The 11,846-nt window shown below is 56.5% G+C and carries 13 protein-coding genes and 1 pseudogene; 4 read left to right on the forward strand and 10 right to left on the reverse strand.

Annotated elements, in window-relative coordinates; translation table 11 throughout:
* Positions 1–31 precede the first annotated feature (31 nt).
* Both Q1K07_RS07210 and Q1K07_RS21255 read right to left on the reverse strand, forming a co-directional pair.
* On the reverse strand, positions 32–754 hold the full coding sequence (locus tag Q1K07_RS07210; RefSeq protein WP_300309429.1) for a LysR substrate-binding domain-containing protein: 723 nt from the start codon (positions 752–754) through the stop codon (positions 32–34).
* 18 nt (positions 755–772) lie between these two features.
* Positions 773–958, reverse strand: a pseudogene (locus Q1K07_RS21255) (LysR family transcriptional regulator); the annotation flags it as partial.
* Between the two features lie 89 nt (positions 959–1,047).
* On the opposite strand from Q1K07_RS21255, the gene Q1K07_RS07215 reads away from it, so the two are divergent.
* Both Q1K07_RS07215 and Q1K07_RS07220 read left to right on the forward strand, forming a co-directional pair.
* Positions 1,048–1,551: an ester cyclase gene (locus tag Q1K07_RS07215; RefSeq protein WP_300309430.1), complete on the forward strand. Its 504-nt coding sequence runs from the start codon at positions 1,048–1,050 to the stop codon at positions 1,549–1,551.
* Positions 1,548–2,471, forward strand: coding sequence for an NADP-dependent oxidoreductase (locus Q1K07_RS07220; RefSeq protein ID WP_300309431.1), 924 nt, complete (start codon positions 1,548–1,550; stop codon positions 2,469–2,471). The genes Q1K07_RS07215 and Q1K07_RS07220 overlap by 4 nt, the downstream gene beginning before the upstream one ends.
* A 65-nt stretch (positions 2,472–2,536) precedes the next feature.
* Here the strand turns inward: Q1K07_RS07220 and Q1K07_RS07225 are convergent, their stop codons facing one another.
* Together Q1K07_RS07225 and Q1K07_RS07230 are read right to left on the reverse strand one after the other, a co-directional pair.
* Positions 2,537–3,091: a GNAT family N-acetyltransferase gene (locus Q1K07_RS07225; RefSeq protein WP_300309432.1), complete on the reverse strand. Its 555-nt coding sequence runs from the start codon at positions 3,089–3,091 to the stop codon at positions 2,537–2,539.
* Between the two features lie 117 nt (positions 3,092–3,208).
* Positions 3,209–4,606: a PLP-dependent aminotransferase family protein gene (locus tag Q1K07_RS07230; protein WP_300309433.1), complete on the reverse strand. Its 1,398-nt coding sequence runs from the start codon at positions 4,604–4,606 to the stop codon at positions 3,209–3,211.
* Positions 4,607–4,777: 171 nt separating this feature from the next.
* Here Q1K07_RS07230 and Q1K07_RS07235 point away from each other — a divergent pair, with 171 nt between their 5' ends.
* Both Q1K07_RS07235 and Q1K07_RS07240 read left to right on the forward strand, forming a co-directional pair.
* The gene (locus tag Q1K07_RS07235) at positions 4,778–5,878 is read left to right on the forward strand and encodes a redoxin family protein (RefSeq protein ID WP_300309434.1); all 1,101 of its coding nucleotides are present in this window, start codon (positions 4,778–4,780) and stop codon (positions 5,876–5,878) included.
* 91 nt (positions 5,879–5,969) lie between these two features.
* Entirely contained in the window at positions 5,970–8,105 is a 2,136-nt protein-coding gene (locus Q1K07_RS07240) for a thioredoxin family protein (protein WP_300309435.1), read from the forward strand.
* 76 nt (positions 8,106–8,181) lie between these two features.
* Here Q1K07_RS07240 and Q1K07_RS07245 read toward each other — a convergent pair whose 3' ends face one another.
* The 6 genes from Q1K07_RS07245 to Q1K07_RS07270 all read right to left on the reverse strand — a co-directional run bounded on the left by Q1K07_RS07245 (position 8,182) and on the right by Q1K07_RS07270 (position 11,750).
* Positions 8,182–8,910, reverse strand: a complete 729-nt coding sequence (locus Q1K07_RS07245) for a bifunctional 2-polyprenyl-6-hydroxyphenol methylase/3-demethylubiquinol 3-O-methyltransferase UbiG (RefSeq protein ID WP_300309436.1) — start codon at positions 8,908–8,910, stop codon at positions 8,182–8,184.
* Between the two features lie 3 nt (positions 8,911–8,913).
* The gene (locus Q1K07_RS07250; RefSeq protein WP_300309437.1) at positions 8,914–9,261 is read right to left on the reverse strand and encodes a TfoX/Sxy family protein; all 348 of its coding nucleotides are present in this window, start codon (positions 9,259–9,261) and stop codon (positions 8,914–8,916) included.
* A gap of 48 nt (positions 9,262–9,309) precedes the next feature.
* Positions 9,310–9,921: an OmpA family protein gene (locus tag Q1K07_RS07255; RefSeq protein ID WP_300309438.1), complete on the reverse strand. Its 612-nt coding sequence runs from the start codon at positions 9,919–9,921 to the stop codon at positions 9,310–9,312.
* A gap of 108 nt (positions 9,922–10,029) precedes the next feature.
* Positions 10,030–10,542, reverse strand: a complete 513-nt coding sequence (locus Q1K07_RS07260; protein WP_300309439.1) for a hypothetical protein — start codon at positions 10,540–10,542, stop codon at positions 10,030–10,032.
* 93 nt (positions 10,543–10,635) lie between these two features.
* On the reverse strand, positions 10,636–11,232 hold the full coding sequence (locus Q1K07_RS07265) for a nucleotidyltransferase family protein (protein WP_300309440.1): 597 nt from the start codon (positions 11,230–11,232) through the stop codon (positions 10,636–10,638).
* Positions 11,233–11,282: 50 nt separating this feature from the next.
* The gene (locus Q1K07_RS07270; RefSeq protein WP_300309441.1) at positions 11,283–11,750 is read right to left on the reverse strand and encodes a GFA family protein; all 468 of its coding nucleotides are present in this window, start codon (positions 11,748–11,750) and stop codon (positions 11,283–11,285) included.
* Positions 11,751–11,846: the final 96 nt, after the last annotated feature.

An 11,846-nucleotide genomic window follows, 5' to 3' on the forward strand; every position in this document is an offset into this window, starting at 1 on the left:
TGATGGCATCCACTAGGAAAATAGGTGGGCGCTAGTCGCTCTTCTGTGTTGGATCTTGCGTGAATATGCCGGTGATACAGTCACGGAACCAGCGCTGTGCAGGGTGTGTATCGTTGCGCCGGTGCCATGACAGTGTGAAAGAGATTGGATCGAGTTGGATGGGCGGCTTCCTCACGCAGAGATATTCAGCCTGCCCAGAGGCTTCGAGCACCCCCTCCAGAATCGTCGCTATCATATCGGACGAGGCGACAAGAGAGGGGGCTGCGTAGAGGTGCGGGAGCGTCAGGGCGAGGCGGCGCTTCAGTCCCAGCTTTGCCAGGGCTGCGTCGACGACGCCGAAACGCTCGTTCTCGGGCGAAACCAGGAGGTGCGACAGAGACAGGAATGTCTCGAGGTCCAGGTCCAGGCTGGCAGCCGGATGATCTTTCCGAAAGATACAGACGAAGCGCTCATTGAATAGGGGAACGCTAAGAATACGGCCAGTGGAAGAGGGCGGGACGCCGATGGTCATGTCCACTTCCCCAGCATCAAGCATAGAGATGGCATCATCACGGCCAGTAAAGCTTCGGACAGCCAGGGTTATTCCAGGGGCCGTCTCGCGCAACTTCGCAACAAGCCGCGGCAAAAAACTAAACGCTGGGTGATCGGACAAACCGATAGAGAGAGCGGCGGTGGATGTAGAGGGATCAAACTCTTGAGTGAAATCCAGAGTGCGCTGGATTTCCGCCAATGCATGCCCAAGGGGTTCGGCCAAATCGAGTGCCCGTGGCGTCGGTTGTAGCCCATTTGGCCCGCGTACGAACAACTCATCCCGTAGTAGAACACGAAGCCTTGAGAGAGCAGCGCTCATTGCTGGCTGTGTGCGTCCGATCCGTATCCCTGCACGCGTGACGCTTCGTTCGACCATGAGTGCATCGAATGCAACAAGTAGATTGAGATCTATGCCATGAAGATTCATGAAATGGATGTTAATGGATATCAAAAATCGATTTCAAGCATGTTCCTCATGCTCCTACGCTATGACAGTCCTCTGAACGAGAACCTCCCATGACTGACTCAGCTATCTCAAGTATCTCAACTACTAATAAGCCCAAGACTAAGCCCAATACTCGGGTGGTGGGCTTAACTCCTGAAGAACGCCAGGCCATTGAGACATTTTATCGCGCCTTCGAAGGCAGGCCGGAACTACTCGATGACGCAGTCACCGAGAATTGGCAGGACATTCCGCTCGCGCCCGGCCAGCAGCCGGGACGGGACGGAATGAAACCGCTCATCGCTGGTTTTGGGGCTGCGTTTCCTGATGCCAAGGTCTCGATCCACGAGATCATTGGCACGCCTGGCTCCGCAGCCGTGCGGGCAGTGATCTCCGGCACACATAAAGGTGAATGGTTCGGCATAGCGCCAACCGGCAAGTGCTTCCATATGCCGGTCCACGAATTCCACCACATCGCTGACGGCAGGCTGACCCATACCTGGCATCTCGAAGACTGGTTCGGATGGATCAACCAGGTCGGGGCGTGGCCCGTAGAAGAACAGGAGATCGAACGATGAAAGCCATCCGCATCACCGACTACGAGGCCGCGCCGGTTCTTGAACATATCACCAAACCGAGACCGGAAAGCGGACAGGTGCTGGTTCGGGTCCGGGCCGCCAGTCTCAACCCGCTCGATTTCAAGCTACAGCGTGGTTACATGGATCAATTCTTTCCCCTGACCTTCCCCTATACGCTCGGTACCGATCTTGCCGGTGAGATTGAGCAAGTGGGAACCGATGTCGAAGGTTGGGCTGTCGGTGACCAAATCGTCGCCCGGACTGATCCGACCGCAGGGGGCGCATTCGCAGACTATGCCGTCGTGCCGGTGGATTATCTTGCGAAAGCACCCATCAACGTACCGTTAGCAGAAGCGGCGGCCATTCCGACAGCAGCCGGGACGGCTTGGCAGGCCTTTTTCGAGACCGCCAACCTTGCCGAGGGTCAGACAGTATTGATCCATGCTGGGGCCGGCGGCGTCGGGAGTTTCGCGATCCAGCTCGCGCGCAAGGCGGGCGCGAGGGTCATCGCGACAGCTTCGGGCAGCGGTCTCGATATCATCCGCCGACTCGGTGCCGACAAGGTCATCGACTATCGCTCTGAGGATTTCGTCCAGAAGGTATCTGATATTGACGTCGTACTCGAGACGATCGGTGGCGAAACCCAGCAACGCTCTTTCGAAGTGCTGCGTGCGGGCGGTCGTTTGCTGGCAACAACCTTGCCGCCGGATGAAGCTCTGGCAAAGGCCCACAACGTAGCGGCAGATTTCGTATTCCACACCTCAGACGGCCAGCGTCTGGGGCACGTGTTGAAGGCTATCGACCAAGATGGATTGAAGGTCCTGGTGGACCGAATGGTGCCGTTGGCCGAGTTCACCACGGCGTTCGAGCACCAGGCCTCAGGCCGTGCACGTGGCAAGATCATCGTCAAGCTAGACTGAGATCAAACGCAGCCGCGCCGATATTGCATTTAACATAATATACATTATGCGAAATTGGATGCTACTCAAGAGACAGAACGATTCCTCTCTGATTCCTGGCGAGTTTCCAGCCATTGATTTCGCGATACTCGATATGCTCGCACGTTACGATCCACGAACCTGGTCTCCACGAAATCCCGAAAGCCGATTTTCTCTGCCACTCTCACTGAAGCAGCATTATCTGGTTCAATCAGTGCGATGACTGTTGGTACTTGCCGTTGTGTAAAAGCGTATTCCAACACTGCCAGATTAGCCTCTGTCGCGAATCCTCGATTCCAGCGGTGTCTGGCAAAACGATAGCCTAGGCCGACTTCTTCACAGTCATTGACGACTTCGGGATAAATACCACTGAATCCAATCAGCTCATCTGACACTTTGTCTTCAACCGCCCATGGACTAAAACCATACGTAGCCTGGCAATTGCGACACCAGTCTATAAATTGCCGTGTGGCGTTTTCGTCGTAGATCCCATGCAGCGAATACTTCATTACCTCAGGATCGCCAATGATTCTGGACAAAGACGCAAAATCATCACGGGATAACGAACGTACTCTCAGGCGTGGTGTTTCAATGCGGAACATGGTGTGTGCTTCCTGGTTCGCATGGGATATCGCGTCCACCGATCAACATCATTCATAGAAATCCCTCTCAGCCACGATACCTTCCTCGGCCTGACAGCAAGCGCAGGTCGGGTCTACTTACCATCTGAGCTGCTCGGCCAGGTGCCGATACCCGCCTTCCAAGACTTGACTCGTGAGATTGGTCACGCCCAGAAGTAACCCCTTGTGAGCGTTGCCTCGCGTCACAAACCAGGGAGACAACGGTGCCGGAGCCAACCCAACCTCCTGCGCCATAACCGCGATGTGCACATCGTCAATGTCGTCAGGCAGATTGACCAGCAACGACAAGCCGGCCATTTTTCTCACGCAAGGCGATTCTTCCATCAGCTCAAGCAATGCATTGCGTCGTTGGGTATACAGTCGCTTCATGCGCCGTATGTGGCGAAGGTAATGGCCGTCTCGCAAGAATTCCGCCACGGCCAATTGGCTGGGTAGCGCCGACGCTGGCGACAGTGCTGCTGCGGTATCCCCGGCACGGCTTGCCAGCATGGGCGGCACCACCATGAAACCGAGCCGCAACCTTGGGCTGATGGTTTTGCTGAAAGTACCGATATGAATCACCCTGCCATCATGATCCAGCGACGCCAGCGCCGGCGATGCCCGGCCGTTTAGTTGCAGCTCGCTCAGGTAATCATCTTCGATCACCCAACCAGCGTTTTCCCGGGCCCAGATCAGCAGTGCCTGGCGACGAGCCAGCGACAACTGCATTCCCAATGGCGCTTGTTGGCTGGGCGTCACAATCGCCAACTGAGCGTCTGGCGCTAACGCCACGCCCTGATCAACACAGATCCCCTGTTCATCCACCGGAATTGGCACAGAGGTATATCCTGCCAATGACAAGGCGTGCCGAGCCAGTGGATAGCAGGGATCCTCAACCCAGACACGTTGCGAATCCAGGCGCAACAGGTGCAGCGCCAAACCCAGCGCACCAGCATAGCCATTGGTGATGATGACCTGATCCGGAGAGCATTGCAGTCCACGGGAGACGGCCAGGTAGGCAGCAATTTCCTTGCGTAATACCTGCTCTCCACGCGGGTCGGGATAGCGCAATGTTTCCGCCACTGCCTGTCGCGAACAGCGCAGCATGATGCGGGACCAGAGCTTGTGGGGAAAACCGTCTTGCGCGGGCACCCCTACTTGAAAGGGTTTAGGGGCGCTGTCCAGGTCCTGATAGAGGTCGGGTAACGGTAGCTGCGAGGTCCGGTCAGTCATCTCTGGTAATGCTGGTAGTACCGAGGCCACGAAAGTACCGGCGGCCCCTTTCGAGATGACCAGCTGATCATCGCTCAGTCGGTCATAAGCCGCTTTCACGGTACCCCGCGAAACGCCCAACTGTACGGCGAGATCACGCCATGAAGGTAACCGCGCACCCTCGTACAAATGCCCCTGCCGAATGGCGTCAGAGATATTGGCGCGTATCTGCTCAGCCAGGGAGCGCTTGCCGTGGCGATCAAGTGAAAAGCGAAGCTTGCTCATTGGCCCATGGTACATAAAAACTTATCAATCTTGGTACTTTTTATTGGATCATCATCGGCTTCAGAATGACTACCTAGCGCCCTATTTATATGGCTATTTTATTGGCCTGTTTTATATGGCTTGTATATGGCCCATTGTACTGCCACTCCACCGTCCAACAGGATGAGATTGATGCAGACCAAAAAATCCTGGCTTTCCATTGCCATACTGTCCGCCCTATTGCTCGGCCACATTGGCCCAATCCAGGCTGCCGATCAGGACGACGTTGATCAGGAGCAGGCTGAGCAGGAGCAAGCCTATGATATGGAAGCCGACGGCGAGCAGCGTGCCAAGGCGGCAGGCGAATCGCTAATCGGCCAACCCGGTCCGGAGATGAGCCTGACCACTCTGGACGGTGAAACCATTGATCTCGGCAGCCTGTATGGCAATAAACCGGTCTACATAAAATTCTGGGCGACCTGGTGTGTGCCTTGTCGTCAGCAGATGCCTGGTTTCCAGAAGTTTCAGGAGGAGCACGGCGATGATATTCAAGTCATCGCCGTGAACACGGGGTACGCCGATACCGCTGAGGCGGCGAGAGCCTATCGCGATGAAATGGGACTGACCATGCCTATCACGGTGGATGATGGCACGCTAGGCGAAGCCCTGAACCTGCGCGTGACCCCACAGCACGTGCTGATTGATCGCAGTGGTCACATCGCCTATATCGGTCATCGAGATGATCAGGAACTGGAACAGGCGCTGCAAGCAGTACTCGAGGAAGATGACCAGCAATCCGCTGCCACCGAGGAAGCGAAAGTCACAGACACGGGCGCCGATACGCTGAAGGTGGGCCAAACGGTCAAGGATCTCGCTGTCACCACGTGGGATGGCAATAGCATTGATCTGTCTCGAGCGGATTCCGACAAGCCATTGGGTGTGGTGTTCTTTGCCACCTGGTGTGAGTCCTATCTTGCGGAGAGCAAACCGGAAACCGCCACTGCCTGCCGTCGCGTACGTGAAACCGTCAACCAACTGAGCGAAGATGAAGAAGTACAGTGGGTAGGTATCATGTCTGGTCTTTGGACCAAGGAATCCGATGTCGAAAGCTATCTTGCCAGCACCGAGACGGACATCCCGGTGGTGCTCGATGCCGAAGGTGAGCTACATCGAGCCTTCGATATTCGACAGATACCTTCTGTCGTATTGATCAGTGCTGACGGGCAGATAACAGAGAAGCTTGGACCGCAAGACACCAAACTGACCGAAGCGGTGGAGCGTCTCAACCAATAGGCAGCCCCTTCTCTTCTATCCTCTTTTCCGCTCCGGCGACGGAGCGGCATAACTTCTGATGAAATAGCCCGCCGCGCGGGGGTTGGAGCCAATGACGACATTCCTGTTCCGCTGCCTGCTTCTCTGCTGCCTGTCTTCCGCGTTGTTCCTGCAGACAGCCGCCGCCCAGGGGATTCCTGGTACCTCTGACGAGGTGCTGATCAAGAACTCGCTGATCGCGGAAACAGACCGCCCCGCACCAGGTACATCAAGTACCTTGGCGGTGTTCATGGAACCGCAATCAGGCTGGCACGGATATTGGAAACAGCCGGGCAACATTGGCTTGCCACCGCAGTTCGATTGGCAGTTGCCGGAAGGCGTCAGTGTTGGCGAACCAGCCTATCCGGTACCGCAGACGCTGATGACTGGCGATCTGATGAATCATGTCTACGAGCACCCTTATGCGCTACTGGTGCCGTTTGAAATAGACGACTCGGTAGCGCAAGGAACCTCGCTTCCCATCACTGCTGATATCAAGTATCTGGCCTGCCGAGCGGATGCTTGCGTCCCTGAAGAAGCATCGCTGGCTATTACGCTGGTTGCTGGAAATGGCGAGGTCCCGCCAGAGCGCAAGGCGCGTTTCGACGAATGGCGGCGAGAGCTTCCGAGACCGCTGGGCTCACCGGCCAGCTTCACGGTGACGGATGATGCTCGACTGCGCCTGAGCATCCCCCTGCCCGCCAGTGTCGAGCTGGACAATCCTCATTTGTTTGTCGCCACCGACAAGATAATCGACCCCGCAGCAGAACAGGTTTTCAGCCGCGAAGGAAATGCGCTGATCGTCGAGACCCGGCTGGACAAGTCCCGCCAGGCATCTGGCCCGCCTGCTGAGTTAGAGGCACTGCTGTCATTGGGCAACGGCACAGGCCTGGCATTGCGTGGCCACGATGAGAATGGATCGGTGGCATCTGATAGCCCCCAGAATTTGTCACAAGCTGGCATCCCGGCTGAACAGGCCAACACCACTGCCCTGCTGCTGACGGCATTGCTCGGCGCCCTGCTGGGCGGCGTTCTTCTCAATATCATGCCCTGCGTGTTCCCGATCCTCAGTCTCAAGGTGCTTAGCCTGGCGCGCCTGTCTGGTGGTAAACGCGAGGCTCGGCGTGAGGCACTGGCCTACACCACAGGCGTCGTGATCGTCTGCCTCATGCTGGGCGCGGTTATCCTGGCACTGCGTGCCGCCGGTACTCAGATAGGTTGGGCGTTCCAACTGCAGGACCCACGAGTCATCGTGGTGCTTGCCCTGTTGACCGCTGCCATCGGCTTCAATCTGGCAGGATTGTTTGAACTGGGCTCCATCAGCACAGGCACAAGATTGGCGGATCAGGGAGGCATGGCGGGTGCTTTCTGGACCGGTGTACTTGCTGCCTTTGTGGCGACGCCCTGCTCTGGCCCGTTCATGGCCACTGCCCTCGGCGCAGCGCTGGTATTGCCCCCGTTTGCCGCACTGGCTGTCTTTGCCGGTCTAGGGCTGGGCATCGCCTTGCCATTTCTGCTGCTGGGTTTCGTACCCGCGCTGAGCCGCTGCCTGCCCCGTCCCGGTCCGTGGATGGAAAGCTTCCGCCATCTCATGGCCATCCCCATGTTTCTGACGGCCCTTGCTCTGGCCTGGGTACTGGGCCGACAGCTCAGCAACGACGGCTTGATAGCGAGCTTCTCTCTGATCATGTTGCTGGCGGTCGGGCTCTGGTTTACCGGCTTGCGCCAACGTAATGGCAAACGGCTGGCTTGGCTGCCAGCAGGACTGGCTGTCGTACTCACGTTGGCAGGCAGCATTGTGGTTCCCCACGCCTTTCCTGGGCATGATGCAACCGCCGCCAACGAGGTGGCAAACGCCTCGGAAACCACTGTGCTCCCCTTCGATACAAAGCGCCTGGCGGAACTCCAACAGCAGAAAAAGACGGTCTTTGTCTACTTTTCCGCAGACTGGTGCATCACTTGCCAGATAAACGAACAGCGGGCAATCAACACTTCCAGCACGCAGCAGGCTTTGGAACAGGCAGGCGTGGTCACCATGAAGGGGGATTGGACCAACGGTGACCCTGCTATCACCGCCTTTCTGCAGGAACATGGCCGCTCTGGGGTGCCGCTCTACCTGTGGTATGCACCAGGAGAAAGCGAGCCTGAGGTGCTCCCTCAGATCCTTGAGCCGGATAGCCTTTTGGCGTTGGCTGGTAAAGCCCATTAATCCCACATGCTGCCCTTGCCAGAGGTACATGTCACAAGTACGTCTGGCAAGAGCACATTAGCTCCACCTGAAACCTTCATCGCTGCGCCGCGATCAACACCATCATGGGACGTTCGGCTTCTTCCGCCAAATCAGGAACTGCTGCGATCTGTTCTGCGCTTGGCCCCCACTCTTCGACGTGGCGCAGCTCAAAGCCCACAGACATCAGCGCATTCAGGGTGGTGCCCAGCGTCCGGTGGTACTTAATGACACCATCTGCCAGCCAATTGCTGACTCGCGGGCCTTCGTTCTGGTAGTTATTGACCCGCCATGAGCGCTGGCCTTCAGCATCGATCACCCACTCCTGGTTCGTCGCACAGGTATAGATCGGGTGCTCAGTAGTAAAGACCAACCATCCGCCCGGTTTCAGGGCCTGATGGATGGTCTCCAGGAAAGGGGTGAGATCCGGCAGGTAATGCAGTGCCAACGAGCTGTAGGCCAGGTCGAACGTCTGCTCTGGCAGTGTCAGTTGCTCAAGGTCTGCCCGCTGGTAGCGAATGCCCGGATCGTCCGTCAGTTCACGCGCCCGCGCGAGCATTTTTTCAGACAAGTCGATGCCGAACACGTCAGCAGCGCCAGCTTGACGAGCATAGCGACAGAACCAGCCATAACCACAACCGAGATCAATGACACTCTTGCCGAGAAGCTCTGGCAACATGGCGTGAATGGAAGCCCACTCGGGCGCTCCGTCCAGCCCGAACTGCGAACGCGGAAGCTGAGCATATCCATCGAAGAATGCCGGGTCATCGTAGATATTCTGAGACATGAGTCAACCTGAAGGCGTTGATGCAGAAATCCCGAGTCTTGCCCAGAACATCAGTTCATCCTGATCTTCCAGGGCTGAATCAGGCACTTCGTAATACGACAGCCGCTTTTGCTTGCGCTCCCCGGAAGGTTGCGAGACCCAGTAACTGAAAGGTTCGCACCCTTGTTCCACGAATTTCTCGAGGCTGCCAGCATCAGCCTTGATGTAAAAGCGATTTTCTCTGCTGAGAATGCCAAACATGCGCCCGTCGAGAAACACCCCCATACTTCCGAACATACGTCGAGCAGAGACGTTGCCCAGAGGAGCAAGTTGATCGAGCAGAAAGTCGAGCAATTCGTGTGAGACACTCATGATTCGATCATACCGCTGTAAACGTTACGCGCTTCCTCGCGAGCCCTGTCATTGCACCCTCTCCTGCGGCTCTTCCTCCCGTGGAGAGGATAAAATGATCTCGACACGACGATTCTTGGCACGCCCTTCAGGGTTGTCATTTCCGTCGATTTCATTTGGTGCGACAGGCTGGCTTTCACCAAGTCCCTTGGATAGGATACGTGCCCCATTGATGCCATTGTCCACGAGGTAACTGGTAACAGCCTCGGCTCTGGCATCGGACACTTCCTGATTCTGCTCTTTCGTTCCCGTGGAGTCGGTATACCCCATGACATCTACCAGCACTTCGGGAAGCTCACTGAGCAATTCGGCGAGATGTCCCAGTATGGCCTGACCGCCTTCGGAAAGTGTCTTTCCATCGCTGCCGAACAAGGTATCGCTGGTGGCAGACAGCACAAAGCGCTCGTGCTCTCCATCGGCTGCATCTGTCTCCGGTTCTTGCAGCATCAAGCCTTCATTGTGGGCCACGACGTCCTGCACCAGTTGCGACAACTCCACCGGGTCGCGCTCATATTCCTCCACATTCGCAACCAGTTCCCGTACTTCCGGTGTCACCTCGCGAATATAAGCGTCATTGTCACTCCCCTGTCCAGCGCCTGCCAACCCGAGAGACAAAAGCACCGCGCTTGCAGATCGAATGACAAGCTTGCGCATACGAGATGCAAGCCAAGACTGGATCGAAGACAAGGAGTCGGCCGAAGGCAAGGAATAGATAGTGAACATGGATCATCAGTCTTGTGCAGGAATCAGGAAAGGGCCCAGCGGCTCCACATCCTGCAGGAACAGCATGACGTTTTCGTCGACCGGAGGAGCAGGAAAAACGCCATACCAGGAACCAGCATACATGGCATCACCGGCATTGATGGTCGCCGTCGACGGTGCCAGGGGACGGTCTTCGGTATCTTTCAACAACAGATATTTCCGGTTGCCCGCCAGCAGGTAGAAATCCGTCTGATACGCACGCTCTGTCAGATTGTCGTAAAGCTCGATAGGTTCATCCAACCCGTTACCTACTGGCCGAAAGCGCACCTTGATCGTCACTTGCGTACCATCGCGGATGGCAGCACTGACTTCCGCCAGGGCCTTGCCGCTGTTATGCATACCGACAGCCAGTACTTTCCTTTGACCTCCAGAGGCCTCCGCCTGCTGCTCTGGTGCGCTTTCCTGAGAGATTGCCAACCCCGCATGACAGGCCAGGATAGATATTGCCAATAGCGCCCTCGCGCGACTGGGGACTGACATCCAGCTCACTCCTTATAAAGCAGGATAAATACTTGATTCGCCAAAATAGCATATCAATCAAGGTAGAAAATGATAGGCCCGCATGAGCGGCCTTTACATCACTTGGCTCTGTTGGGTATCACGGTTTGCCATCACCGGGCCATCCAGGCCCGAGCCAATGATGAGCCGAGGCCATTTCTTCAGCCAGCCCTTCGTTTCAATACGAGCCTTGAAGGCATCTGGCTTCGGTCGTTTCCTGTTCAGAGTCACGCTACCAGCAAACAATGCCTCCAGACCCAATGGCGCAACGAACTCAAGCTCCCGCCGCTTACCCACCAGGCGTACCCCAATGGCCGTTTCCACTTCGACCCAAAAGCTCATGGCATCGGCAGTGGATACGTATGGGGCATCAGCATTCCTGACGTGCATTCTGGCCTGGTTCTTGACCGACCATGGCAAGTCAGAGACTTCTCGCAGCCTGGCTTCCAGCATCCGGTCACGCTCAGGGCTTGAGTCCTGGGGATCAAAATAGACCAAATCGATATCGTCGAGTGGTGTCGACTGCGCATATTCGTGCAACCGGTCCCACACCAGGTTACGCACAAACCCAGCCGCCAGGCACCAGTCCCGGAGCCTGAGCTCACTTGCCCGCTCAAGAGCTGCGAGCCTCTGGGCGTCCGCCTTCAACCAGATGAGAAACTGTTCTTCCAAGTTACCCTTCCATGTCCCTATTTACGCTGCACGAACAAGCACAGGCACTTTCAGGCAAAACCCAGGCGCTGGTGCCACTCTTCAATGCTCTCCTCAGGATACTCAGCAAAGAACTTGTCGTGCTCATGAGGGGCTACCTGAACCCAATCAGGCTTGCTTGCCAGCATCAGATGCACGTTTTCCGGTGGTACTGGCAATTCGGTGTCGATGGCCGAGGCAAAGGGATGCACAAGCTCTGGCCAATGTGGATCATAGACCCACAATGCTGTGGCACAATGCCGGCAGAAATGACGCTCCCCCGAGCTGGGCTCGCCATCGATGACGGCATGGTAGATGCCTTTATGTTCACTTCCTTCGACCTGAAGGGTCGCGGCCTGACCACTCAGGTTGATGGCATAGCCACCACCGCCTGCCGTCTTGCGGCAGATCGAGCAATAGCAGCGTTGATAGGGATAAGGGTGTGGGGACTCGACACTGAATGTCACCGCACCGCAGTGACAGGAACCTTGCAGCAACATGGCTTGCCTCCTGGAACAGGATGGTGGCTATCAGCGTAGCGGATAGCGAATCTTGCGGATCACCACCTCGGGCAAATTACCTACTGCATTTTTTAC

This window comes from Halomonas sp., assembly GCF_029263665.1.
Taxonomy (GTDB): domain Bacteria; phylum Pseudomonadota; class Gammaproteobacteria; order Pseudomonadales; family Halomonadaceae; genus Halomonas.